15 protein-coding genes and 2 pseudogenes are annotated in these 25,116 nt (G+C 73.5%); 7 read left to right on the forward strand and 10 right to left on the reverse strand.

Annotated features, from left to right (window positions below; translation table 11 throughout):
• Positions 1-154: 154 nt before the first annotated feature.
• A pseudogene (gene mgt / locus ORI94_RS13565) lies at positions 155-1,391 on the reverse strand (macrolide-inactivating glycosyltransferase).
• A 152-nt stretch (positions 1,392-1,543) separates the two neighbouring features.
• Here mgt and ORI94_RS13570 point away from each other — a divergent pair.
• On the forward strand, positions 1,544-2,410 hold the full coding sequence (locus ORI94_RS13570) for a phosphotransferase enzyme family protein (protein WP_266074895.1): 867 nt from the start codon (positions 1,544-1,546) through the stop codon (positions 2,408-2,410).
• A gap of 52 nt (positions 2,411-2,462) precedes the next feature.
• Here the strand turns inward: ORI94_RS13570 and ORI94_RS13575 are convergent, their stop codons facing one another.
• Both ORI94_RS13575 and ORI94_RS13580 read right to left on the reverse strand, forming a co-directional pair.
• Entirely contained in the window at positions 2,463-3,185 is a 723-nt protein-coding gene (locus ORI94_RS13575; protein ID WP_266074897.1) for a 3'-5' exonuclease, read from the reverse strand.
• Between the two features lie 102 nt (positions 3,186-3,287).
• Positions 3,288-4,526: an SAV2148 family HEPN domain-containing protein gene (locus tag ORI94_RS13580; RefSeq protein ID WP_266074898.1), complete on the reverse strand. Its 1,239-nt coding sequence runs from the start codon at positions 4,524-4,526 to the stop codon at positions 3,288-3,290.
• 362 nt (positions 4,527-4,888) lie between these two features.
• On the opposite strand from ORI94_RS13580, the gene glgX reads away from it, so the two are divergent.
• The 3 genes from glgX (at position 4,889) to ORI94_RS13595 (ending at position 11,194) form a co-directional block, all read left to right on the forward strand.
• Positions 4,889-7,057: a glycogen debranching protein GlgX gene (gene glgX / locus ORI94_RS13585; protein ID WP_266074900.1), complete on the forward strand. Its 2,169-nt coding sequence runs from the start codon at positions 4,889-4,891 to the stop codon at positions 7,055-7,057.
• 96 nt (positions 7,058-7,153) lie between these two features.
• A complete protein-coding gene (treY, locus tag ORI94_RS13590) occupies positions 7,154-9,556 on the forward strand; it encodes a malto-oligosyltrehalose synthase (protein WP_266074902.1) in 2,403 nt (800 codons plus the stop codon).
• Positions 9,557-9,913: 357 nt separating this feature from the next.
• Positions 9,914-11,194 (forward strand): M14 family zinc carboxypeptidase, encoded by a 1,281-nt coding sequence (locus ORI94_RS13595; protein ID WP_266074904.1) that lies wholly within the window; start codon positions 9,914-9,916, stop codon positions 11,192-11,194.
• Positions 11,195-11,226: 32 nt separating this feature from the next.
• Here the strand turns inward: ORI94_RS13595 and ORI94_RS13600 are convergent, their stop codons facing one another.
• The 3 genes and pseudogenes from ORI94_RS13600 to ORI94_RS13610 form a co-directional block, all read right to left on the reverse strand.
• Positions 11,227-11,658 (reverse strand): SSI family serine proteinase inhibitor, encoded by a 432-nt coding sequence (locus ORI94_RS13600; protein WP_266074908.1) that lies wholly within the window; start codon positions 11,656-11,658, stop codon positions 11,227-11,229.
• Positions 11,655-12,069 (reverse strand): annotated as a pseudogene (locus tag ORI94_RS13605) (dehydrogenase); the annotation flags it as partial. The pseudogene ORI94_RS13605 and the gene ORI94_RS13600, both read right to left, overlap by 4 nt.
• Positions 12,070-12,131: 62 nt before the next feature.
• Entirely contained in the window at positions 12,132-12,683 is a 552-nt protein-coding gene (locus tag ORI94_RS13610; protein ID WP_266074910.1) for a DUF1707 and FHA domain-containing protein, read from the reverse strand.
• Between the two features lie 182 nt (positions 12,684-12,865).
• Between ORI94_RS13610 and treZ the strand changes: the two genes are divergently transcribed.
• On the forward strand, positions 12,866-14,611 hold the full coding sequence (treZ, locus tag ORI94_RS13615; protein WP_266074912.1) for a malto-oligosyltrehalose trehalohydrolase: 1,746 nt from the start codon (positions 12,866-12,868) through the stop codon (positions 14,609-14,611).
• 27 nt (positions 14,612-14,638) lie between these two features.
• Here treZ and ORI94_RS13620 read toward each other — a convergent pair whose 3' ends face one another.
• The 4 genes from ORI94_RS13620 to ORI94_RS13635 all read right to left on the reverse strand — a co-directional run bounded on the left by ORI94_RS13620 (position 14,639) and on the right by ORI94_RS13635 (position 20,593).
• Positions 14,639-15,604, reverse strand: a complete 966-nt coding sequence (locus tag ORI94_RS13620) for an aminoglycoside phosphotransferase family protein (protein ID WP_266074914.1) — start codon at positions 15,602-15,604, stop codon at positions 14,639-14,641.
• Between the two features lie 746 nt (positions 15,605-16,350).
• Positions 16,351-18,513, reverse strand: coding sequence for a germacradienol/geosmin synthase Cyc2 (gene cyc2, locus ORI94_RS13625; RefSeq protein WP_266074916.1), 2,163 nt, complete (start codon positions 18,511-18,513; stop codon positions 16,351-16,353).
• 152 nt (positions 18,514-18,665) lie between these two features.
• Positions 18,666-19,844: a damage-control phosphatase ARMT1 family protein gene (locus ORI94_RS13630; RefSeq protein WP_266074918.1), complete on the reverse strand. Its 1,179-nt coding sequence runs from the start codon at positions 19,842-19,844 to the stop codon at positions 18,666-18,668.
• Between the two features lie 101 nt (positions 19,845-19,945).
• Positions 19,946-20,593, reverse strand: coding sequence for a ScbR family autoregulator-binding transcription factor (locus tag ORI94_RS13635; protein WP_266074920.1), 648 nt, complete (start codon positions 20,591-20,593; stop codon positions 19,946-19,948).
• A 727-nt stretch (positions 20,594-21,320) separates the two neighbouring features.
• Between ORI94_RS13635 and ORI94_RS13640 the strand changes: the two genes are divergently transcribed.
• Positions 21,321-22,334 carry a substrate-binding domain-containing protein gene (locus tag ORI94_RS13640; protein ID WP_266074921.1) on the forward strand — a complete coding sequence of 338 codons (1,014 nt, stop codon included), beginning with the start codon at positions 21,321-21,323 and terminating at the stop codon, positions 22,332-22,334.
• A gap of 186 nt (positions 22,335-22,520) precedes the next feature.
• Positions 22,521-25,073, forward strand: a complete 2,553-nt coding sequence (locus ORI94_RS13645) for a nitrate- and nitrite sensing domain-containing protein (RefSeq protein ID WP_266074922.1) — start codon at positions 22,521-22,523, stop codon at positions 25,071-25,073.
• The last annotated feature ends 43 nt before the right edge of the window (positions 25,074-25,116 follow it).

Consider the following 25,116-nt stretch of genomic DNA (forward strand, 5'->3'; position numbering starts at 1 on the left):
CGCCGTGCCGGGCACGCGGGCACGCGGGCGCGCCGGTGGCGAAGGGGGGTGTGGACCAGGATCCGGGCCGGGGAACGGGCACGGACCACGGCGCGGACGAGGGCGAGCGGGTGCGGGGCCGGCCCCGTGGCCGTGCCCCTTCCCGCTCCAGGCCCTAGCCGCGCTGCGGCAGCTCCGCCTCGATGAGGTCGGCCGCCCTGCGGGTGCCGCCCTCCTCGGCCATCCCGGCCCGGATCTCCTCCAGCCGGCGGGCGACTTCCGGGTCGCCGACGAGATCGAGGGCCGCCGCGCCGAGGGCCTCGGCGGTGGCCTCCTCCATCGGGAGATGCCGGGCGACACCGAGGCCCTGGAGCATGTCCGCGTTGCCGAACTGGTCCACGGCCTGCGGTACGGCGATCATCGGCGTGGCCGTGGCCAGCCCTTCCTGGCTGCCGCCGGCGCCCGCGTGGGTGACGAACAGGTCTGCCTGCCTCAGGACCGCGAGCTGCGGCACCCAGGACCGCACCTCGACGCCGGCCGGTACGTCGCCCAGCCCGGCGGGGTCGACGTGCTTGCCGACCTGGAGCACCAGGTGCCACCCGGGCAGGTCGCCGAACGCCCTGACGCACTCCCGGTAGAAGGCGGGCTGCTTGGTGAACGACGATCCGAGCGACACCAGGACGACCTTCTGCGCACCGGCCGGCCGCTGCCACTCCCCCTCCGCGTCGCGGGCGCCCTGGCAGGCGCCGACGAACGTGTGCCTGCTCTCGTCGACCCGGTCGGCGTTCGGCTGCAGTGCCCTGGGGATCAGGACGAGGGAGCGCGCCGGCCGGCTCACGAACGGGTCGGGGTGCGTGGTGATCCCGTTCTCCTCCAGCCAGGCGTGGAAGCGGGCGTAGTAGGCCTGGCCGCGCTCGGTCCTGAGCGGCTCCTCCCACATCGGCTCGCCGATCTCCTTCTCGTACCCCTCCCAGGCGACGAGGTTCGGTGAGAGGGAAACCACGGGCACGCCCCAGCGGTGGCCGAGCACGCGTGCCGGGTACGAGGTGATGTCGTGCAGCACCAGGTCGGGGGTGTCCCCCTCGTACGCCTTCGTCAGCTGCGGGAGGGCCTGGACGGCGTCGTCGAGGAACGGTTCGACGTTGTCCAGCAGGGTGGTGCCCCAGTCCTCCGGGTCGTCGTCCGGCCCGGGGAGGACGGAGCTCCAGGGCTTCACCTCGGCGCCGGTCCCGGCGACCTTGTCCGCGAAGACCGGGGGGATCGCGTACGTCACCCGGTGGCCGCGGGCCACGAGCTCGCGGATCACCTCGAGGCTCGGGTTCACGTGGCCGTGGGCGGCGATGGAGAACATGGCGATGTGAGCGGGACTGGTCATGCCCCGAACCCTAGGCGAGACGATACGTATCGTGCAATCGATTAGGGGTGCGCGACGGCTCCCGCGGCGGCCGTCCCACCCGCGGCCCACCGCCGACGGACACCGCGCACGTCGCCGACCTGTGCGAATGGGACACTGACCGAGGGCGCACACGAGCGCGGGACCAGGCACAGGCACGGAGGCGGGCGGATGGACGAGGCACGGGCGCGGGACGTCCTGGCGGCGGCGGACGTGCTGCCGGGACGCGCGGCCGGGGAGGCGCGGCTGCTCGCCCTGGGCGAGAACGCGGTGTTCGCCTCCGGCGACCTGGTCGTCAAGGTGGGCCGCGACAGCGGCCTGCTGGAGCGCGCCCGCCGGGAGATGGCGATCGCGCTGTGGCTCGCCGAGGAGGAGGTGCCGGCGGTGCGGGCGGCGCGACCGCAGGCCCTGCTGGTCGAGGGTCACCCGGTGACGGTCTGGCACCGGCTGCCCGCGCCGGTGCGACCCGCCGAACCCCGGGATCTGGCCGCACTGCTGCGGGTGGTCCACGCCCTCCCCTCTCCCGCCTTCGGGCTGCCGCCCCGCGAGCTGCTGGGCGGCGTGGAACGCTGGCTGCGGCTCGCGGGCGGGGCGATCGCCCCCGAGGACGCGGCGTATCTGCGCGAGCGGCGCGACGGTTTCGCGGCGGCCGCCGCGGCCCTGACACCCCGTCTGCCGCCGGGACCGATCCACGGGGACGCGCTGCCGCGGAACGTGCACGTCGGGCCGGACGGCCCGGTCCTGGTCGACCTGGAGACCTTCTCCGCGGATCTGCGCGAGCACGACCTGGTGGTCATGGCCCTCTCCCACGACCGCTACGGGCTGCCGTCGCAGGCGTACGCGTCCTTCACCGGGACCTACGGCTGGGACGTGCGCGAGTGGGAGGGCTGCGCGGTGCTGCGCGGCGCGCGGGAGACGGCCAGCTGCGCCTGGGTCGCGCAGCACGCCCCGAGCAACCCGAAGGCCCTGGCCGAGTTCGAACGCCGGGTGGCGTCCCTGCGCGACGGCGACCCGACGGTCCGCTGGCACCCCTTCTGACTCGGCCCTTTTCCGACTCGGCCCTTGGCCCCGGCGCCGATCCGGGCCCCGGTCAGACCCGCGAGCCCGCGGGCTCGCGCAGGGGCCAGGTGCCGTCGATCGTCGCGGTGGCGTCGCCCTTGCGGCGCAGAAAGCTCTGGAAGTCCGCCGCCCATGCGGCGTACCACTCGATCTGGCGGCGGTGCAGCTCCGCCGGGCCGAGCGCCGCGACCCCCGGGTGGCGGTCGGCTATCGCGCGGGCCAGCCGGGCGGCGGCGAGGGCGTCGGCCGCCGCGTCGTGCGCGGAGTCGAGAGCGACGCCGTACTCCGCGCAGACCGCCTCCAGGTTGCGCTTGCCGCGGCGGTAGCGGTCGACGCTGCGGTCGATCGTGTACGGATCGACGACCGGGGCGGGTCCCCTGCCACCCAGCCGATCCCTCAGCGACGGCAGCCCGTAGCGCCGCAGTTCGGCGGAGAGCAGGGACAAGTCGAACGTGGCGTTGTAGGCGACGACCGGGACGCCCGCGCTCCAGTGACCGGTGAGGACGTCGGCGACCTGGTCGGCGACCTGGTCGGCGGGGCTCCCCTCGGCCACTGCCCGCTCGCCGCTGATGCCGTGGACCGCCACCGCGTCCGCCGGGATGGGCACACCGGGGTCGGCCAGCCACTCCCTGCGCCCCTGCGGCACTCCGTCCCTGACCTCGATCACGGCTCCCGTGACGATGCGCGCCTCCTGCGGGTCGGTGCCCGTCGTCTCGAGGTCGAAGCCGATCAGCAGCTCCCGGTGCCAGCCCATGGGCGGCCCCCCTTCTGTGTGGTGCGTTCCCCCAGTGCTTCTTACCTTCGCACGCACCACTGACAACCCGAGGGTCGCATTCCGCTCACCGTCACGAACGGTTCACGACACCGGGCGGGAATCCACCCACATCTGCTCGAACTCCTCACGGTACGTGGGGAACAATCCACCTTCTTCGGTCTCGCCCGGTCTGACCACCTTGCTGCCGTTGCGCAGCACCAGCACCGGTGCCTCCATCCCCCGGGCCCGGCGCAGATGGCTCTGCACCACACCGACGCCGTCGGCGCCGTCCCCGTCGACGAGGTACGCCGTGCAGCGGGGCGTCTCGTCGTAGACGTGGATCTCGAACGCGCCCGGATCGCGCAGCCGGGAGCGCACCCGGCGCATGTGCAGGATGTTCATCTCGACCGCGCGGCCCAGCTCCCCTCGCTTGAGGCCGAGTTCGCGCTCGCGGCGCTTGACCGCGCTGGAGGCCGGGTTGAGGAACAGCAGCCGCACCCGGCAGCCGGACTCGGCGAGCCGCACCAGGCGGCGCCCGGAGAAGTTCTGCACCAGCAGATTGAGGCCGATGCCGATGGCGTCCAGGCGGCGGGCGCCGCCGAAGATGTCCTCGGCCGGGAACTGGCGCAGCAGCCGCACGCGGTCGGGGTGGACGGCGACCACGTCCGCGTACCGGTCGCCGACCAGGTCCTCCACCGCGTCGACGGGCAGCCGGCGTGCGGACGGCACGTCCCCGTCCGCGCCGAGCATCTCCAGCAGCCGCGCGGAGGCCCGCTCGGCCTGGTTCAGCACCGCCTCGGACAGTGCCCGGTTGCGGGAGACGACGTTGCGGGTCACCTCGAGCTCGTCCAGGGCGAGTTCGACGTCCCGGCGGTCGTCGAAGTACGGCTCGAAACAGGGCCAGTGCTGGACCATCAGCTCCCGCAGCTGCGGGAGGGTGAGGAAGGAGACGACGTTGTCGTCGGCCGGGTCGAGCAGATAGCCCTTGCGACGGCTGACCTCGCGCACCGCGACCGCCCGCTGCACCCACTCCTGCCCGGCGGGTCCGGCGGCGGCGACCACCCAGTCGTCGCCGTGGACGGGCTCGTAGACGGGCCGCAGCACCGCGGCCACCACCGAGCGCAGCCGCTGCTCCACGAGGTTCAGCCATATGTAGGCACGGCCGGCCCGCTGGGCACGGGTCCGCACCTCGCGCCAGGCGTCGACTCCCCACTCCAGGTCCGGCCCGATCGAGCCCGCGTCCATCGGCCGTGCCAGGGACACCGCACCGGGCGGGACCTCCGTGGAGTTCCCCTCGTGACCCTCGTCACCAGGGGGCAGCTCCAACCCTCCCGAGCCCACCCGCGCACCGCCTTCCGCTCCCCCGAGCACTCCCAGCCCCAACGATCAAGGAGAGTACTCCGCTTGCGGTGCGCGGTGCAGCCCGATGGCACGGTCGTTTCTCAACTTCCGCTTTCCGCAACCCTGTTCTACTGCGCCCGTGCACGGTGAGTGCACGAAGTCACAACGCGCATACAGAGGTTGCGGCCGGGGCAGACGCGTGGAGATCCACGAGGCCACGGAGGGATCACGCCGCGCCGGCCCGCCGGGAACCCGGCAGCCCGTACGACGGTCGGTATGACGACAGCACGGCAACGGACGACACGGCAACACTCCGGGCCAAGGCTCCCCATCGGCGCCGTACACCTGAAAGAGTCGTGTCCATGCAGGTCTGGCCTGGCGAGGCGTATCCCCTCGGTGCCACGTACGACGGCGCCGGCACGAATTTCGCGGTCTTCACGGAGGCCGCGGACCGAGTAGAGCTGTGTCTGTTGCACGACGACGGCTCCGAGACGGCGGTCGAACTGCGCGAGAGCGACGCGTTCGTACGGCACGCGTACCTGCCCGGCGTCATGCCGGGACAGCGGTACGGCTTCCGTGTCCACGGGCCGTACGCCCCCGACCGGGGGCTGCGCTGCAACTCGGCGAAACTGCTGCTCGACCCGTACGCGCGTGCGATCAGCGGGGCGGTCCAGTGGGGCGAGGAGGTGTACGGCTACCACTTCGACGCGCCCGACGAGCGCAACGACCTGGACTCCGCGCCGCACACGATGACGTCGGTGGTGGTCAACCCGTACTTCGACTGGGGCGACGACCGGCCGCCCCGGACGGAGTACCACCACACGGTGATCTACGAGGCGCACGTCAAGGGACTCACCATGCGCCATCCGGGGTTGCCGGAGGAGCTGCGCGGCACCTACGCGGGCCTCGCACACCCGGCAGTGATCGAACACCTGACCGAACTCGGCGTGACGGCACTGGAGCTGATGCCGGTCCACCAGTTCGTGAACGACCACCGCCTGGTGGACATGGGCCTGAACAACTACTGGGGCTACAACACCATCGGTTTCTTCGCCCCGCACAACGCGTACGCGTCCTGGGGCGACCGCGGTCAGCAGGTGCTCGAGTTCAAGTCGGCGGTGAAGGCGCTGCACGAGGCCGGGATCGAGGTCATCCTCGACGTCGTCTACAACCACACGGCCGAGGGCAACCACCTGGGCCCGACGCTGTCCCTCAAGGGCATCGACAACCCCTCCTACTACCGGCTGACCGACGACCCCCGCTACTACATGGACACGACGGGTACCGGGAACTCCCTGCTCATGCGGTCCCCGCACGTCCTCCAGATGATCATGGACTCACTGCGGTACTGGGTCACCGAGATGCACGTCGACGGGTTCCGTTTCGACCTCGCGGCGACCCTGGCGCGGCAGTTCCACGAGGTGGACCGGCTGTCGTCGTTCTTCGACCTGGTGCAGCAGGACCCGGTGGTCTCCCAGGTGAAACTGATCGCCGAGCCGTGGGACGTGGGCGAGGGCGGCTACCAGGTGGGCAACTTCCCGCCGTTGTGGACCGAGTGGAACGGCAAGTACCGGGACACCGTGCGGGACCTGTGGCGGGGTGAACCGCGCGCGCTCGCGGAGTTCGCCTCCCGGCTGACCGGCTCGTCCGACCTGTACCAGGACGACGGGCGGCGCCCGCTGGCCTCGATCAACTTCGTGACCTGCCACGACGGCTTCACGCTGCACGACCTGGTCTCGTACAACGACAAGCACAACGCCGCCAACGGCGAGGACAACCGGGACGGCGAGAGCCACAACCGCTCCTGGAACAGCGGTGCCGAGGGCGAGACCGACGATCCGGACGTGCTGCGGCTGCGGGCCCGCCAGATGCGGAACTTCATCGCGACGCTGATGCTGTCCCAGGGCGTGCCGATGATCAGTCACGGCGACGAGGTCGCCCGCACCCAGCACGGCAACAACAACGCCTACTGCCAGGACAACGAGGTGGCCTGGCTCTCCTGGCCCGCGGAGCGGGGGCCCGGCAGCGGCCGCGAGCGCGAGGAGGGGGACGGCGAGGGCGCGGGCGACGCCCGCCTGCGGATGCTGGAGTTCACCCGCGCGATGGTGTGGCTGCGCAAGAACCATCCGGTGTTCCGCAGGCGCCGCTTCTTCCACGGACGGCCGGTCGAGGGCACCCACGACGACCTGTCCGACATCGCCTGGTTCACTCCCGAGGGGGCGGAGATGGCCCAGCGGGACTGGGACCAGGCGCGGGCCTCGGCGCTGACGGTGTTCCTCAACGGCAACGCGATCTCGGAGCCGGGCCAGCGCGGGGAACGCATCACGGACGACTCGTTCCTGCTCCTGTTCAACGCGTCTCCCGGCCCGCTGGAGTTCGTGGTGCCCGTCGGCCACGGCCGGCAGTGGCAGGTGGTCGTCGACACCGCCCGCGAGGACGGAGTCCCGCCGGGTGCCGGCCCGAAGGTGCGGGCCGGCACCCGGCTGACCCTGACCGACCGGAGCCTGACGGTGCTCCAGCGGCCGGCGTGACGGACGACGGCGCGGACGGGGCGGGGGCGCGGCCCGTGGCACGCCGGCCGAGGGACTCGTGACAGGAAGGGCGGCAGGGCGGGTACGTACGTCTGCATGACCTCTGAGCGATCCGAGCGATCCCAGCGCCCCGGGCCCCCGGTGCCCACCGCCACGTACCGGCTGCAGCTGCAGCCCGACTTCCCGTTCGCCGCCGCGACGGCCGCCGTGCCGTATCTGGCCTCGCTCGGAGTCTCCCATCTGCACCTGTCGCCGGTCCTGGAGGCGGTTGCGGGCTCCCGGCACGGCTACGACGTGACGGACCCCGCGCACGTGCGCGGGGAGCTGGGCGGCGAGCCGGCGCTGCGGGACCTGTCGCGCACCGCGCGCGAGCACGGTCTCGGCCTGGTCGTGGACATCGTCCCGAACCACATGGCGATGTCCCCGCGCCACAACCGGGTCCTGTGGGAGGTGCTGCGCGAGGGGCCCTCGTCGCGCCGTGCGCGGTGGTTCGACATCGACTGGGAGGCGCAGGGCGGCCGGATTCTGCTGCCGGTGCTGGGCGGGCCGCTCGGCGCGGAGCTCGGCCGGCTGAAGGTGGACGGCGACGTGCTGCGCTACCACGACCACGCGTTCCCGCTGCGCGAGGGCACCGCCCGTCTGCCGCTGCCACAGCTCCTGGACGCCCAGTGGTACCGCCTGGCGTGGTGGCGGCTGGCCCGCACCGAGCTGAACTACCGCCGCTTCTTCAGCATCTCCGAGCTGATCGGGGTGCGTGTGGAGGACCCCGAGGTGTTCGAGGCCACCCACGCCAAGATCCTCCAGTTGTTGCGCGAGGGCGTCGTCGACGGGCTGCGGGTCGATCACCCGGACGGGCTCGCCGACCCGGACGAGTACCTGCGCCGACTGCACGCGGCGACCGGGGGCCGCTGGACCGTGGTGGAGAAGATCCTCTCCGACGGCGAGCCGCTGCCCGCCTCCTGGCCGGTCGCGGGCACCACCGGTTACGACGCCCTGCGGCACGTGGACGGGCTGTTCACGGACCCGGCCGGGGCCGGGGAACTGCTCGGCCGGTACCGCCGGTTCGCGGCGCCGCAGCCGGACCGGGGCGGCGAGTGGGAGGCGACGGTGCGGCGGGCCGGGTACAAGGTGCTCACGCACGAGCTGGCCACCGAGGTCGACCGGCTGACCCGGGTCGCCGACCGCGTGTGCGCGGCGTCGCCCGAGCCCGCGCTGCGCGACCGCGCGCCCTGGGCCCTGCGCACCGCGCTCGAGGAACTCCTGGTCCGGCTCGAGGTCTACCGGCCCTACGCCTCCGTGGACCCGGCCGGCGTGGTCACCGGGGAGGCCGCGGCCGACGCGCGGCGCGCCTTCGCCGTCCCCGAGGAGGCCGGGGCGGTGGACGTCGTACGGGATCTGGTGCTCGGGCGGTACGGCGACGGGCCGGGGCAGGTGGAGTTCCGTACGCGGTTCGCGCAGACCGCGTCGGCGTTGCGGGCCAAGTCGGTGGAGGACACGGCGTTCTACCGCTACGTGCCGCTGCTGTCGGCGACGGAGGTGGGCCACGACCCCGGCTCTCCGGCGCTGTCCCCGGAGCGGTTCCACGCGTACTGCGCGCGCGTGCAGCGCGACTGGCCGGCCACCGGCACCGTCGTCACCACGCACGACACCAAGCGCAGCGCCGACGTGCGGGCCGCGCTCCACGTGCTCACCGAGTGCCCCGGTCGCTGGGCGGACGTCCTGGCGGAGGTGACCCACGTCGGCGAGGACGTACCGGACCCGCAGCTGGCGTGGGCCGCCTGGCAGACGGTGTTCGGACTGGGCCCGGCGGACCCGGAGCGGGTGACGGGCGCGCTGCTCAAACATGTGCGCGAGGCGGGCCTGCACACGAACTGGACGGAGCAGGAGCCGGCGTACGAGGAGGCGGTGGCCCGGTTCGTGGCGGCGGGGCCGTGCGGGGCCACGGGCGGACGGGTCCTACGGTTCCGGGCCTCGCTGGAGTCGTACATCCACGCGAACGTGCTGGGCGCCGCCCTGGTCCATCTGACGATGCCGGGCGTGCCCGACGTCTACCAGGGCACCGAGTCCGAGTACCGGGCCCTGGTGGACCCGGACAACCGGCGTGCGGTGGACTTCCCGGCCGGGGCGGCCGACGGCGAGGACGCGGCCGGCGGCGGCAAGGCGGCGGTGACGCGGGCCGCGTTGCGGTTGCGGGCGCGGCGGCCCGGGGTGTTCGGCGACACGGCGTCGTACGAACCGCTGACCGCCGAGGGGCCGGGGGCCGGGCACTGCGTGGCGTTCGTGCGGTCCGGCGCGGTGCTGACCGCCGTGACCCGGCTGTCGCTGCGGCTGGCGGAGGCGGGCGGTTGGCGGGAGACCCGGCTGGCGCTGCCGCCGGGCCGCTGGACCGACGTGCTGCTGCCCGGCCGGGAGTTCACGGGGCACGTGCGGGTGGCGGAGCTGTTCGAGCGGTCGCCGGTGGCCCTGCTGGAGCGCACCGGGGAGCCGGGCGGGGCGTAGGGCCTGTCGTCCGACCCGCGTCGCGCCGTCCGCCCGGGGGTGGCGGGTTCGCGGCGTCGGACGGGTCCCGGTGGGGCGGGTGGGGACCTCTTGCCCGGGGGACCCGGGGGACCCGGGGGACCCGAGGACCCGAGGACCCGAGGAAGAGCGTACGTGGCGCCGCGCGGCACGAGCCGGGCACAAGCGGGTCCGGCGACAGGGCGCGGAGGAACCTGCCCGGGTCGCCCGGGTGGGAGACGGGGGATGCGCCGGTCGTGCACGCCGCGTGCGCCCCTTTGGGGCCTCCCCCGCCGCGCCCTTGACACCGGTCCGCGGCCGTGGGGTACTGCGGTGTGCGACGACGGGTGGTGGACGGGGGTGGGTCTCCTGCCGGAGCTGCGCTACCCGACGGTGGCCGAACTCGTGTCCGCCGCCCGCACGCTGACGGCCCGACGGCCCGGCTTGTGCGTCCTGCGGCAGGTGGGACTCTCCCGCGCGGAGCGACCGCTGCACCTGTTGTCCGTGGGGCACGCCCGGCGGGCCGTGCTGGTGGTCGCGGGCGCCCACGCCAACGAGCCGGCCGGCGGGGCCACGCTGCTCGCGCTGGCCCGGCGGGCGGTGGCGGAGCGGGAGCTGCGGGACGGCACGTCCTGGCACTTCCTGCTGTGCGCGGACCCCGACGGAGCGAGCCTCCATACGGCGACGAGGCCGGACAGCCTGTACGACTATCACCTGGGTTTCTTCCGTCCCGTCGGCCGGGAACAGCCGGAGTGGGCCCCCTCGGCCCTGCCGCCCGACCGGCTGCCGCCCGAGACCCTGGCCCTGACCGGGGTCATCGACGAGCTGCGCCCCTACCTCCAGGTGTCGCTGCACGGAACCGACCTGGGCGGCAGCTGGGTCCAGCTGACGAGGGACGTGCCGGGGCTCGCCGAACCGTTCGCGAAGTCCGCCGCGGAACTGCACATCCCGGTGGAGACGGGCGCCTCGGACGCGGCGGGCTGGCCGGCGTCCGGCCCCGGGGTACGGGTGATGCCCGCGGCGGGGTCCGGTCCGGCGTATCCGAGCCTGCCGGACGACGCGCGGCACAGCACCTGGTACCACGCGCACCGCTACGGCGGTCTGACGGCGGTCGTCGAGGTCCCGATGTGGGCCGGCGCCCTGGTGGACGATCCGGAGCCGCATCCGGCTCCGGCCGAGACGCTGCGGCATCTCGCGGGCCGGCTGCTGCGGGACGCGCGCGAGGTGCGGCAGGTGCTGGAGGAGGCCCGGCCCGGGGCCATGGAGGGGGCCGGCGTCGCCGGCGGCCCGCTGCTGCGGGCGGCCACCTGGGGGCTGGATCTGGTCCCGGGGCTGGCCGCTGACCTGGTCCGCACCCCGCCGCCCGACGGCACCAGGGCGTACGTGGCCAGCGTGGACGCGTTCACGCGCCGGGTGCCGCTGCGGGCGGCGGCGATGCTGCTGCGGGAGGTGCGGGAGACCGACGCGCACGCGGCGGCGCGGCTCGAGCGCCTGGTCGCCCTGTGGAGCGACGCGTTCGCCGTGCACTTCCGGGCCCGCTGGGTGCCCGTGGCGCACCAGGTGGAGCATCAGGTCCGCACGGTCGTGGCGGCGGCGCTGCACGCCCGCGCGGGCGCGGGAGCAGGACCGGGAGCGGGCTGACCCCGCCCGCTCCCGGCGCCCCCATGGGTCTTCTAGGACCCGTCCAGAGCGAACACGGAGCCGGTCCGGGCCTCCATCACGCACCGGTTCGGGAAGGTCTCCGTGTACTCGACCGGCTGCCCTCGCCACTGGCCGCGCGCGTGGGCGGTCACCGGGGCGTGGACCATCGGACAGTAGGTGTCCCGGGCCGGGATGCCGGTGATGCGCCCGTCCGCCGCGTCGAGTTCCGCGCAGGCTTCGGCCGCGCGCGGGTGGCCCTGGGGCGGGTCGCAGAGGAGCAGGCGGCCGGATGTCGTGCCGGTCCGGGTCTCGCCCTGGTCCACACCGAGGAGGAGCCAGTTGTCGGAGGCGGCTGCGCCTCGGGGGGCCGGGTCGGCCTGCGCGGGGGTGGGGACGAGGAAGGCGAGGAGGGCGGTCGCCGCCAGCAGCGCGCCCCGTACCGCTGTGGGTGAGGTGTACGTCATTCCAGATGCATCGGCACGGTGCCGCCGGGACCCCAGCCCGGCTCACCCGAACGGGAGAGTGTGCGGGGGCGCCGTAGGGCCGGTTCGAACGCGGCGACCGCGATCCGTGCCTGCTGCTCGGCCTGACGTGCGACCGGGATCCGGCGTGTCGCGCAGGTGTCGCGGTAGTCGGCGCACCACGCGTCGATGAGCCGGTCCGGCTCCGGCAGCGCCCCGGCCGGATCGTGGCCGGGGGGTGGCCGGCCGGTGCAGCAGCCCCGCGGTGCGCAGCGCCGGCCTGCGGCCCGCGAGGGTGAGCGCGGTCAGCCGGGCGGTGCTCACGGGCGGGAGCGGACGCACGCCGCCGCTGCCGTCGCCCGTGCCCGTGCCCGTGCCGGGGTCCCGGGCGTCGGCCGGTCCGGGGCAGACCAGTGCGGGGTGCGGCCACACCGTGGAAGCCGAAGGGAGGTCGATGTTCCTCTCCGGACGGCCGGTCAGTTCGCCGCGAGCCGGTACGTCATCCGTCCGAAGCCGATCTGGTCGCCCTCGCGGACGACGGCCGCACCGACCACCCGACGTCCGTTCACCGTCGTGCCGTTGGTGGAACCGAGGTCCCGCAGCACCCACAGGCCGCCCTGCCGGCGGAGTTCGGCATGCATGCGGGAGACCGTCTCGTGGTGGAGCCGCAGCCCGTTGACGGGATCACGCCCTATGCGCAAGGGGTGGGCGGTCATCGGATGGGGCAGCAGCAGCTTCGGCAGCCGCTCGGCCCGCCATGCCCCGCGCAGCCGTACCGTGAACCCGGAGACCGCCTCCACGGAGCCGAACACCAGGCGCGAGAAGCGGCCCTCGGTGGGCAGGTCGGCGGTGAGCGGGACGAGTTCGTCGGGGCACCGGGCCGCGAGCGCGAGCTCCATGCGCCGGATGAACGTGTCGTGGGACAGCCGCCCCACGGCGACGCCGTCCCGCAGCACCTTCAGCGCCCTGTCGCGCTCCACGTCGGAGAGCCGCGCGGGGTACGTGTTGAACTCGAATGACGGCGTCACACCGCTGATTGTCGGTCAGCACCGGCCGGACTGTCCAGGAGACGGCACAAGCGCCGCGCGGGCCTCCTCCGCTCCCGCGGCAGCGACACCCGGCGCAGAGGGAACATTCACCGGCGGATCGGTCCCCGATGTATGACCATGGTCTGGCTACATCACGGTGAGCAGACGAAGGGGAACCGTCCGTGCAGTTCGAGGTGTGGGCACCGCAGGCCGGCGACGTGACGCTCCAGTGCGACGGCGTCACGAGCGTGTTGACGCGCGATCCGCGACGGGAGGGATGGTGGCGGGGCGAGGCGGACGCGCGGGACGGCTCCCGGTACGGCTTCGCGCTGGACGGCGGGCCGGTCCTGCCCGATCCGCGCTCGCGCCGGCAGCCGGACGGGCCCGACGGGGAGAGCGCCGTCGTCGACCACGACGCGTTCGCCTGGCGCGCGGTCTGGCCCGGGCGCCCGCTGCCCGGTGCCGTCCTGTACGAGCTGCACGTGGGCACGTACACGCGCGAGGGCACGTTCGACGCCGCCGCGAAGCGGCTGGAGCATCTCGCCGGGCTGGGCGTCACCCATGTGGAGCTGATGCCGGTGTGTCCCTTCCCCGGCCGGCACGGCTGGGGGTACGAGGGGGTCTCGCTGTGGGCGGTGCACGAACCGTACGGGGGTCCCGAGGCGCTGAAACGGTTCGTGGACCGGGCGCACGCCCTGGGCCTGGGCGTCGTCCTCGACGTGGTGCACAACCACCTGGGGCCGTCCGGGAACCATCTTCCTCGATTCGGCCCGTACTTCACCGACACCCACCACACCCCGTGGGGTGCCGCCGTCAACCTGGACGCCCCCGGCTCGGACGAGGTGCGGACGTATCTCGTCGAGAGCGCGCTGGCGTGGCTGCGCGACTACCGGATCGACGGGCTGCGCCTGGACGCGGTGCACGCGCTGGCGGACACGCGCGCCCGCCACTTCCTGGAGGAGCTGTCGGCGGCCGTGGACGCCCTGTCGGCCGACACCGGCCGGCCGCTGTTCCTGATCGCCGAGTCGGACCGGAACGACCCCCGGGAGGTCACGCCCCGCGCGGACGGCGGCCACGGGCTGCACGCACAGTGGAACGACGACTTCCACCACGCCCTGCACGCCGCGCTGACCGGGGAGTCGCAGGGCTACTACGCCGACTTCGCGCGCGCCCCGCTCACGGCACTCGCCAAGACGCTCTCCGGCGGCTTCTTCCACGACGGCACGTACTCCTCCTTCCGCGGCCGGCGGCACGGGCGGCCCCTGGACCGTACGCGGACCGCCGGGCACCGGCTCCTGTGCTACAGCCAGACCCACGACCAGATCGGCAACCGGGCCCGGGGCGACCGGCTGGCCGCGCTGGTCTCCCCCGGCCTGCTGGCCTGCGCGGCAGCCCTCACGCTGACCGCGCCGTTCACGCCGATGCTGTTCATGGGCGAGGAGTGGGCGGCGGGCACGCCCTGGCAGTTCTTCACGGACCACACCGACGCCGAACTCGCCGAGGCGGTACGCGACGGCAGGCGGCGGGAGTTCACGGCGCACGGCTGGGCCGAGGCGGACGTGCCCGACCCGCAGGACCCCGCCACCCGTGACCGCTCCTGCCTGGACTGGTCGGAGCCACAGCGCGAACCCCATGCCCGCGTGCTGGCCTGGTACCGGCGGCTCGTCGCGCTGCGTCACGCGCAGCCGGACCTCACCGACCCCGACCTCGCCGACACCAGGGTGGTCTTCGACGAGGAGCGGCGCTGGCTCGCCTTCCGGCGCGGGGACGTGCTGGTGGCCGTGAACCTGGCCGGTGGGCCGGCCGCGGTCTCCCTGGGCGTCCCGCATGCGCGCGTACTCGCCGCCTGGGAGCCCGTCGGTGTACCGGGCGCGGACGGGGTCCTGCACCTGCCCGGCGAGTCAGCGGTGATCCTGCTGCAGGAGTGACCCGACGGAGGTGACCCGACGGCGCGCCTACGGCATGTCCTCGGCGCTGCGGAGGTCCGTCACGCGCTCCAGCAGGATCGCCTCCCAGGCCCGGCGCAGCCGGACGCGCAGCAGCGGCAGCGGCATGGGCCCCGCCGGCGGGCCGGCTCCTCCGCCGCCGCCGAGGGCGTCGGCGAGGTGGAGGACGGCGTCGCAGCGTGCCAGCCACAGGCCGCGCAGACAGGGGCGGGCGCCGTAGCCGGCGAGGGTGGCGGCGCGTACGGCGGCCGGGGAGCCCACGGCGAGCGCCAGGCCCGCGATGTCCTCGGCGGGATCGCCGACCACCGCCCCGGCCCAGCCGAGGACCCCGCGCACCCGGCCGTCGGTGCTGACCACGAGATGCGCGCCGGTGAGGCCATGGTGGACGAGGACCGGCGAACCGGACTGGGCGGCGAGCCGGTCGGCGGCGGACGGCGTGAGCTGCCGCAGGCGGGCGGGCGCGAACTCGTCGGCGGCGGCCAGCCGTTCGGCGGCCTGCCCGGCGGCCCGGCGCAGTGCCTCCAGGGAGCGCGGGGAGACACGCGGCACACCGAGCGTCTCCGCCCGCGGCAGCGGTACCCCGCGCAGTCCGGTGAACAGCCCGGCCAGATCGGTCTCGCCGACGGCGGACACCCGGTGCTCCTCCGCCGACCCGCCGGACAGCCTGGTGTCCAGGGTGTAGGCCAGGCCCGGTGCCCATTCGCCGTGCGCCGTGCTCGACGGCACCGCGACCGGCATGTGGGGGCGGACGAGTTCCCGCAGCCGCAGCTCACGGCGCCGGCGCGTGCTCGTCTCCCGGTCGAGTGCGAGGCGCAGCACGTGCCGGGTGCCGACCCACCAGGTGGCGGGAGCAGCGCTCTCGTCGACGGGCAGCACGTCCGGTCCGTCGGCGGTCTCGCCGTCCCCCTCGTCCCGGAGGAGGGTACGGACCAGTCGGCGGACGGTGTCCGCGGTGGGTGTCGGTGCCTGGGTCATGGTCGCGCCGCTGTCGTTCGGTGGGCGGGGAGAGGACGTCGGGGCCGTTCAGTCCACTACGACTATGACGGTCTCCCCCGCGGCACGCTCCGCACGGGTACGGAACACGTCGTCGGCGACGGTGCGGGACGAGGACGTACTGCCGGTCATCAAGGCCTCCGGGGCAGGTGCGGACGCGGGGCTACGAGCAGCATCCTGCCCGGCGGGCGGGGGCGGCGCGAGCCGGTTCGCCGCGTCGGTCCGGCATGTCGCCCCGCCCGGTCCGCCGGGGAGCGGCCCCGCGCGCACCAGCCGCCCGCCTCGCACCGATGCGGGCGGACGGCCGGGCAGCGCCCGCGAGCCCTGCCCGGCGCTGCAGCCCTGCGAGCCCGTCCGCGCCGACGACCGTGGCGCCCATCGCCCCGACGCCCACCCCGGAGAGCACCGGGACAGCGCCGACGGCCATCGCGGACAGCGTGGTCCCAGCCTGCTTCCCCGCCGCCGCGCGGCATGCGGACGCGGCCGGAACCGCACCGGGCCCCGGCAGCCCTGTCTCCCGCCGCGGGCCGGTCCTCGGCTCCGGAGCCGTCCCCGTTTCCCGTTCCGTTCCGGTCCGCGGCCTCGCCCGTGCCTCCGGCACCGGTCGTCTCTCGGCCGGGCACCGGTCTGGGTCGCCACGCAGTCTGTTCCACGGATCGCCTCCGGCTGGAGTGCCACCCGGATCCGCGGAGACCGACGAGTCACGGAGGAGTGAGACCGCCTCCCCCTCAGACCCGGGTGGCCATGGGCGCCGCGGGCGTGCGGTCCGGGAGGAAGCCGTGGGCCCGGCCGGAGAGCCACGCGTCCTTGTAGCGGTTCACGCTGCGGTGCCAGTGCAGGATGCCGGCCATCCAGTTCCGCAGGTCCAGCACGTAGTCCCGCATGATCGCGCGCGCCTCCTGGGACAGCTCGAAGTCCTCGTACAGCAGAGGCAGTTCATGTGCCACGACGTGCTCGAACTGGTCCAGGCGGCGGCTCATCAGGTCGTGGACGACGCCCAGCGCCGTCGGGTAGTCGCAGCCGAAGAAGTTCTGCACGACGAGGATCGCGTTGTGGATCTCGCCCTCGAACTCGATCTCCTTCTGGTACGAGAAGACGTCGTTGAGGAGGCAGGCGTAGTCGACGGCCGCGTTCTCCAGCGAGCGGACCGGGCCGCTGCGGTAGACCTCGGGCGGGACGGCCGGGCCGTGGCCCATCCGGCACAGGCCGAGGGTGAGGTCGGAGCCGAAGGTCTGCCGGCGCATCTCCAGGTAGTCGACCGGGTCGGGCACGCGGTGCACGATCTGGTTGCCCAGCTCCCACAGCCAGCTCTCGGTCATGACGTTCACGGCGTTCTTCAGAGGCCCCCGCTCCTCGGGGGTCATGCCCGCCGTGGTGCGGGCCCACAGGTCGGTCAGGCCCCGCTCCATGGCGTTGGCCGCCGGGGGCACGGGTTCCCCGGCGACGGGCATGCAGTCGGACAGGCGGGCGGTGGTCAGCCGGGCGGTGGCCAGGTCGCGGCGGTGCCCGTAGACGAGCGGGTAGTAGTCGTCGCCGTAGGTGCCCCAGGCGAGCCACTGCGCGCTGAGGTCGAGGGCCTCGGGGGTGGCGTCCGGGTCGATTCCGGCAGAGCACAGCGCGAGGTCGTAGGCGTCGAGCTTGTCCTCGTCCCAGACGCCTTCGCTCAGGATGCCGGTCCGCCGGCACCAGTCGACGAGGGTGCCGCGGGAGGCGTCGAGATGGGGGCTGAGATCCAGTGGGAACGGCATGCGGATCTCGGGAATCAGGGACGGGCCGACCCTCTGGTACGGCACGTGGGTGTGCGCCCGCAGCCTCGCCGCGCCCGCGGCGGCGAGCAGTCCGCGCACGTCGGCGGCCGAGGTGCCCGCCCCGGTGGGCACCGCCCACGGGGCGGTCTCCCGCGCGCCCCCGTTCATGTACCGGCTGGAGCGCATGTGCCACTCGTGGCCACCGGACTGCCAGTCCTGCAGGCCCTTCGCGTACGCCGCGACGGCCGCGACCTCGTGCGGGGCGAGGCCCTTCTCCAGGGCGAGGGCGGGCACTTCGGTGAACGCGGTGTGCTCGAACTGGTGCAGCCGCGAGGTGAGGATGTCGTTGACGGTGTCGGCGGCCTGCTGGGTGGTGCAGCCGAAGAAGGTCTCCAGGACGAGGACGCCGTTGCTGTTCTCGCCCTCGTCCTCGACCTCGCGCTGGTAGGAGAACAGGTCGTTGCGCAGGTGCACGGCGTCGGAGAACGTCTCCATCAGCACCCGGAGCGGCCTGGTTCCGGCGACGGCGGCGGGCACTTCGGCGGTCGCGTACTCGACGAGCCCCGCCGACCACGGGGCGCCGCCGACCTTGCGGCGCATCTCGATGTACTCGACGGGGTTGGCGATCCGTCCCTCGTTGATGTTGGACAGTTCCCACAGCGACTCGTTGAGAAGGTGTTCCGTGGCGACGGCGAACCGGGCGCGCCAGTCCTCGGACATCGCGGGCACGGTGCGCGCCCACAGGTCGGCGAGGCCCGCCTCGACCGGGTTGCGCGGCTCGGGCACGGGGGCCGACGGGTCCAGCGGCATGAACAGCGGCAGCCGGTCCAGGTGGGCCTTTCCGCCCTCGCGGTCCTGGCCGCGCTTGAACAGTTCCAGGAAGTGGTCGTCGAAGAAGAAGACCCACACGTACCAGTCGGTGATCAGGGAGAGGGCGGGCCCGCCGCAGTCGGGATGGGTGTAGGCGCAGAGCAGGCCGTAGTCGTGCGCGTCGAGATCGGCCTGCTCCCAGACTCCGGACCCCTCCAGCATGCCCATCTCGCGCGCCCACGCCGACGAGTGGGCCCGGGCCTGGTCGAGATGCGGGTTCAGCCGCGCGGGGTGCGGCAGGTAGAAGTGCGGAAGTTCGAACGGCTGGGTCATGGCCCGGCACTACCCGTGGCTCCGTGGCGGCATCCACCGGCCCGGACATGATCACACCATCGCGTGAACCCTCGCCGAAATGCCGACATGCCGAAATTCCGGTGTCGGGTGCCGGGTGCCGGATGCGCGCCTGCGGCACGGGGTGCGGACCGCTACGCCCGTACCTGGATCAGCGCGTGGGTGCCGCCGGTGCGCCAGCGCTGCCCCTCGGCCGCGACCAGCGCCTCCTCCGTCGCGGGAGCCAGTCCGGTGACGACATCGGACTTCAGGGTGCGCAGGGCGGCGACCGGTCCGGGGAAGTGGCCGGTGACGTCGGTGAAGGGGGTGGTGGGCGGCCAGGTCCGGTCGCCCACCAGGCGGCGGTAGTTGAGGTCGCCCTTGACGAGGGTGAGCGCGGCCGGGGCGAAGTCGGCGCGGAGGTCGTCGGGCATCTCCTCGTACGGCAGCGGGGAGCAGGAGAACGGGTGGGCGCGCAGGGTGAGCCGGCCGTCGGAGAGGGCTCCCCACAGCAGGCGGCCGTAACCGGCCGCCGCCCCCCGGGCGTCGACCAGCCGGCGCAACGCGTCGACGACGTCGGCGGTCGTGGCGTCGGAGACGTAGTACGGGTACGGCTTGACGTGCAGCACCGCCCGGCCGATGGTTCCGCGGGCCAGCAGGTGTGCGACGAGCAGGAGATCGGGGACGAGTTCGCGTCCGGCGTTGTCCGCGACCAGGACGAGGGTGCCCGGACGGGAGGCCTCCAGCAGCGACCACAGCCTCTCGGCGTCGTCGGCGACCAGCGCGGGGACGGCCGCCGCGAGGTCGGCCCCCTCGGCGGAGAGCCGGAAGCCGAGGTCGGCGCGGTTGCCCCACAGCGAGCCGTGCAGCAGGGCCTGCCCCTGTTCGTCCGCGGGCCGGCCGGCCAGGTCCTCGAGCGCGGCGAGTTCCTCGTCCGTCGCGGGCGAGTCGAGTTCGGCGCGTTTGGAAGGGCGGAAGGGGTCGATGCCCTGCCAGGGGCCAGGTCCGAAGTAGCCTACCGCTTGCAGTAGTTGGCGGTAGAACCAGCTCTCGGACCACAGCCAGGGCACGTCGTACCAGGTCTGCCCGGCGTACGCGTCCATCCCCCAGGCCGTCCAGCGCTCCCGGTCGTGGGCGTCGGCGGGGAGGGGCTCGACGGCGCCCTCGGTGCAGTTGGCCAGCAGGGCGTCGAGTGCGTGCTGTTGCCCGGGTTCGTACGGGAAGGCCTCGCGCACCTGTCGGATGATCGCGGGGTGCCGCTCGGCGAGCACGCCGTGCGGGAACGAGCCGGGCCGGTTGCCGAGGATCACGGGGGCGGTGGGGGTGTCGGGCATGCGGCTCACCGTAACGCGCGGCGCCGGGCGGCGGGGCCGGTCGCCGCAGCGGTGCGGGCCGGGCCGCCGGGGCCGGCCCGCGTGGGTCCCGCGGCCTCGCGTCAGACGGGGGCGATCTCCCGCTCCAGCCGTGCGGCCAGGCTGAGGTAGCGGGCCCTGCGGGTGACCGGTACCAGGCCCCGGATGAGGAGCTGCCACATCTCCGCGGTGCGGCGGGGCTGGCGGGCGACGGGTTCCCGGGTGCGGCCCACGACGCGGGTGCCGATGAAGAAGCAGACGAGGGAGTGGGCCACCACGTCGATGTCGACCTCGGGATGGACGTCGGACTCCTTGACCGCGCCGACGAGTCGGGCGGTGACGATGTCCATCCACTCGGCGAACGGGTGGCAAAGCGGCGGACGGGGCCGGGCGCCCCCGGTGGCGAGGCGGAGCCCGGCCCGCAGGACGGGGTCCTCGGCCGACTGGCGGGCTATGCCGAAGGTGAGGCGCATCAGCGCCTCCAGGGAGGTGTGGCCCCGGATCTCGGTGTCCCTGGCCAGCCTGCGGCAGGTGGCGGACTGGAGCTCCAGGATCGCGTGCGCCAGGTCCTCCTTCGCCGCGAAGTGGAAGTACAGGGCTCCCTTGGTGACGTGGGCGTGCTCGACGATGTCGCTGAGACTGGTCGATTCATAGCCCTGTCGGTCGAACAGATCGGCGGCGGCCGTGATGATCGTCGCGCGGGTCTGCTCGGCGCGTACCTGCCTCGCCATCGACTGAACTCCTGAGCCGGAAAGGAACGGGTCGTGCCGTTTGTTTTAACCCCGCGTACACGATAACTCACCCTGAGACCGCACTCGCCACACCGGGTCCTTTCATGGCGCGGTACACATCCGGCAATTCGGTCACGGACGCCGAAAGAAAACAGCACGTCCGGTATCTGAGTGTGGCAGTCGCGCAGAGGAAAGGGAACGGTGGGCGGCCGCGAGGGGAACGCGCCTCCACCGGAGGGGGCATCGAGGGTGTCCGGCCGGGCGGGTGGGGGGCGGTGGGTGGCGAGCGGCAGGGGGCAGGCGGCAGGCGGCAGGCGGCAGATACGGAACCCCCGGAGCCCGGGGGTTCCGCGCCCCGGCCGCCCGCGACCGGGGCCCGGGCCCGCATTCCGCCCGCGTGCGCCGGTGAACACCGAGACCGCGAAGGACGTTGGCCGGCGCCGGTTCGTCCGTGCGCCGTGGAGCCGTTTCCGTACCGTCCGCGCGGTTCGGTGCGCAGGGGTGCCGTCCGTCCCCGCCGCCACGGAACCCACCGTTCATCACAATGCGGCAGCGGCATCTCACTTCCCGTGGCTGATCACTTGACTACCGGCAGGAAGACGCGATTGGCTCCGGTCCCAGCGGGAGTCGTCACCCGGTCGGCGTACACATCACGGTTCCGCCCCTGCTCTCGTCCCCCGCTCCCCCTTCCTCCCCCAGCTCGGCGTACAGCGAGGTCCGCTCCCTCATGAACACTCGTCCCCAGGTCCATCGTTTCCCGAGGCGGCCCGTCCGTCTCTCGGCCCTGGCGGCAGCCGTCGTCCTGGTGGTGACCGGCTGTTCCGTCTTCGGCTCGGCCGAAGACTCCTCGGACGCGGAGGGCCCGGGCGCGGCCGGCGACGGGATGAGCGTCGTGATGGTCACGCACGGCGGTGAGGGGGACGCCTTCTGGGACCGGGTGAAGAAGGGCGCCGAGGCCGCCGCCGCGAAGGACGGCATCAACCTCACGTACGTGAGCGACCCGGACCCGGACGGCCAGGCCGAACTCGTGCGCAACGCCGTCCGCGACAAGGTGGACGGCATCGCCCTGACGCTGGCCAAGCCGCAGGCGATGAAGGGGCCGGTGGACGAGGCGCGCAAGGCGGGGATCCCCGTGGTCGGGCTCAACTCCGGCATCGACGCCTGGAAGTCGGCGGGGCTGCTGGAGTACTTCGGTCAGGACGAGGGCGTCGCGGGGCAGGCCGTCGGCAACAAGCTCAACGAGCTGAAGGCCAAGAACGCCCTCTGCGTGGTCCACGAGCGGGGCAACGTCGCACTGGAGGCGCGGTGCGCCGGCGTGCGGAAGACGTTCGACGGAAAGGTCGAGAACCTCTACGTGGACGGCTCCGACCAGCGCGCCGTCTCCGGCATCGTCACCGCCACGCTGCGGCAGGACCCGACCATCGACGAGGTCGTCGCCAACGGCGCTCAGTACGCCCTCGCCATGGCCGACGCCGCCAAGGAGGCCGACACCGGGGCGCACGTCGCCACCTTCGACCTCAACGAGGAGCTGGTGCGGGCCGTCCGCAGCGGTGACATCCAGTTCGCCGTGGACCAGCAGCCCTACCTCCAGGGCTATCTCTCCGTGGACGCGCTGTGGTTGTACCGGACCAACGGCAACATCAGCGGCGGCGGGGTGTCGCCGGTTCTCACCGGGCCCGCCTTCGTCACGAAGACCAACGCCGCCTCGGTCGCCGAGTTCGCCGCCAACGGCACCCGGTGACCGGGACATCCCGTGAGGACGTACCCAAAGATTCGGTTACGAACGGGCTGCACGGTCACGTGTGCGGATAACATCCTGCACATCACCTGTGTCGTACCGGACGCACGTCCTGCTGACGCGTCCACAGCCCGTTCCTCCGCCGCTCTCCGCCCGCTTTTCCGATGATCCGACCGCTCTAGGACGACGATGTCTCCACGGACAGGTGCCCGGCGCCGTCTCGGCTCCATACGTCTCTCGCTGGTCCTCCTGGCACTGGTGCCCACCGTCACCCTCGCCGCCATGTGGGGTGTGACCACGATCCAGATGTTCTCGGAGGGGCTGCGGCTTCGTACCCAGACGGAACTGAGCCGGTCGACCGGCGCGATGGGCACCGACGCGACCCTCGCCCTGCAGCAGGAGCGGCGGCTGACCGCCGCCTGGCTGGCCTCGCCGAAGGACTCCCGGGCCGCCCTCGACGCACAGCGCGAGAAGACCGACAAGGCGGTGGCCCGGCTGGTCGGACAGGCCGACGCGATCGCCGAGGCACCGGACCGCGTGTCGGACCCGCTGTACTCGGTGCTCGGTTCGGTGGGCAGCCTGGAGTACTACCGGGACCAGGTGGACGCGCCGAGCGACATCACCGCCGAGCAGGCACTCGACCAGTACTCCTCGATCATCCAGGACCAGATCCACGCCTTCCAGGAGCTGTCGCAGGTCGACGACGGCGACCTGACCTCGCAGGCCGGGCCCCTGGTCTCGCTCGAGCAGGCCGCGGAGATGCTCTCCCGGGAGGACGCGCATCTCACCCTGGCCTGGCCGTCCGGGGAGCTCGACGACGAGTCCTGGGCGGGTTTCGCCGAGCTGGTCACCACCCAGCGCTGGCTGGTGGAGGACCAGATCGTGCCGTCCCTGCGCGGCAGCACCAAGACGCAGGCCGAGAAGATCCTGCAGAGCCCCGAGTGGCGGACCCTGCAGGACGTCGAGGACGCGGTACGCGACTCCCGTCCCACCGCCGAGGGCGGGAGGATCAGCCTGCCGGACGCCCAGAAGCAGTGGGACGCCGCGCTGGACAAGGTCACCCCGCAGTACGCCGCCCTGATCGAGGAGCAGACCGACGCACTGCTCGGCCGCAGTGCCGACGAGGCCCGCGGTCTGCTGCTGACCGCGGCCTCCCTCAGCGCCGGCGGTCTGGTCGCCCTGCTGCTGTGCGTCGGCATGTCGTGGCGGATCACCCGCTCGCTGTCCCGCAGGCTGCGCGGCCTGCGGGAGGCCACCCTCAGCCTGGCCGAGGAGCGGCTGCCCGAGGTCGTGGCCCGGCTGGAGCGGGGCGAGAAGGTCGACGCCGAGTCGGCGACCCCGCCCCTGGACTACGGCCACGACGAACTCGGCCAGGTCGCCCAGGCGTTCAACACGGCGCAGCGCACCGCGGTGCACACGGCGGTCGAGCTCGCCGACACCCGGCTCGGTTTCCAGAAGGTCATCCTGGGCATCGCCCGGCAGAGCCAGAACCTGGTCAACCTCCAGCTCAGCAAGCTCGACCTGCTGGAACGCACGCACACCGACCCCGAGGTCCTCAAGGGCCTGTACGAACTGGACTCCACGGCCAGCCAGCTGCGCCGCTACGAGGAGAACCTCGTCATCATCAGCGGCGAGCGGCCCGGCCGTTCGTGGAGCGAGCCGGTCGCGCTGATCGACATCCTGCGCAGTGCCGTCGGTGAGGTCGCCGAGTACCAGAGGGTGGACGTGCACACCGACGAGGAGGTCGCGCTGGCTCCGCCCGCGGTGGCCGACGTCATCCACCTGCTGGCCGAGCTGATCGACAACGCCACGGTCTACTCGCCGTCGCCGAGCCCCGTCGGGGTGCGCGCCGCTCTGGTGGCCAAGGGCCTCGCCGTCGAGATCGAGGACCGGGGCCTCGGCATGTCCGAGGAGGACTACGCCTCGATCAACACCCAGTTGGCCAGCCCTCCGCAGTTCGACGTGGTGGCGCTCGCCGACGACCTCCGGCTCGGCATGTTCGTGGTCTCCCAGCTGGCCCACCGGCACGGCATCACCGTCACCCTGCGCCCGTCGCCGTACGGCGGGACGACGGCGATCGTGCTGGTGCCGCACGCGATCGTGGTGCGGGAGGCCGCACGCACCCCCCGGGAGGCCGCGTTCGCCGTCGGCGGCGCGGCGAACGGACACCGCCCGGCGGGCGCCCCGGGCGGCACGGCCGCTCCGGCGGCCCTCGACGGCGGGGCCACGGGCCCGGCAGGCCCGGCGGACACGGAGCACGCCACGAGCGGGGCCGGCACCACCGGCAGGACGTCCGCCACGGACGGCCCGGACGCCCCGGAGACCGGGAGCACCCCGAGCACCCCGAACACACAGGCTCCCAGCGGGCCGCCGTCGCCGTCCCGCTCCGCGGCCCCCGCACGGACCGCCGCCCGCCCGGCCGGCACCGCTCCCGCACCCCGGTCGAACGGGCTCACCCCGCTCCCCCGCCGGGTGCCGCAGACCAGCCTGGCCGCCGAACTCCGTGAGGAGGCGTCGGCACAGGCCGTCGAGGACGACGCGGCGGACTTCACGGCGGAACACGCCGCCTCCTCCCTCGCCGGCTTCCAGCGCGGCACGTTCGAGGCACGCGACGACGACGCCGGTTCCGACGACGGTTGTGCGCGGCCGGCCGCCGATGACGCCATGACAGCATCCCCCGGGGTGCCCGCAGAGGTGCCCGCCGCCTCCCGAGACCTCCCGACACCGCCCGCCGACCGCTGAACGCCGAACGCCGAACGCCGAACGCCGAAGAAGGAACACCGTC

The sequence above is a fragment of the Streptomyces sp. NEAU-W12 genome, assembly GCF_026242095.1.
Classification (GTDB): domain Bacteria; phylum Actinomycetota; class Actinomycetes; order Streptomycetales; family Streptomycetaceae; genus Streptomyces.

What these genes read in the sequence shown, in the direction of transcription:
- ORI94_RS13575 (WP_266074897.1), bottom strand. Translation starts at nt 3,185, where the DNA reads ATGGGCTGGCACCGGGAGCTGCTGATCGGCTTCGACCTCGAGACGACG.
- ORI94_RS13635 (WP_266074920.1), bottom strand. Translation starts at nt 20,593, where the DNA reads ATGGCGAGGCAGGTACGCGCCGAGCAGACCCGCGCGACGATCATCACG.
- ORI94_RS13630 (WP_266074918.1), bottom strand. Translation starts at nt 19,844, where the DNA reads ATGCCCGACACCCCCACCGCCCCCGTGATCCTCGGCAACCGGCCCGGC.
- ORI94_RS13600 (WP_266074908.1), bottom strand. Translation starts at nt 11,658, where the DNA reads ATGACGTACACCTCACCCACAGCGGTACGGGGCGCGCTGCTGGCGGCG.
- ORI94_RS13640 (WP_266074921.1), top strand. Translation starts at nt 21,321, where the DNA reads ATGAACACTCGTCCCCAGGTCCATCGTTTCCCGAGGCGGCCCGTCCGT.
- cyc2 (WP_266074916.1), bottom strand. Translation starts at nt 18,513, where the DNA reads ATGACCCAGCCGTTCGAACTTCCGCACTTCTACCTGCCGCACCCCGCG.
- ORI94_RS13620 (WP_266074914.1), bottom strand. Translation starts at nt 15,604, where the DNA reads ATGACCCAGGCACCGACACCCACCGCGGACACCGTCCGCCGACTGGTC.
- ORI94_RS13570 (WP_266074895.1), top strand. Translation starts at nt 1,544, where the DNA reads ATGGACGAGGCACGGGCGCGGGACGTCCTGGCGGCGGCGGACGTGCTG.
- ORI94_RS13645 (WP_266074922.1), top strand. Translation starts at nt 22,521, where the DNA reads ATGTCTCCACGGACAGGTGCCCGGCGCCGTCTCGGCTCCATACGTCTC.
- treY (WP_266074902.1), top strand. Translation starts at nt 7,154, where the DNA reads ATGACCTCTGAGCGATCCGAGCGATCCCAGCGCCCCGGGCCCCCGGTG.
- glgX (WP_266074900.1), top strand. Translation starts at nt 4,889, where the DNA reads ATGCAGGTCTGGCCTGGCGAGGCGTATCCCCTCGGTGCCACGTACGAC.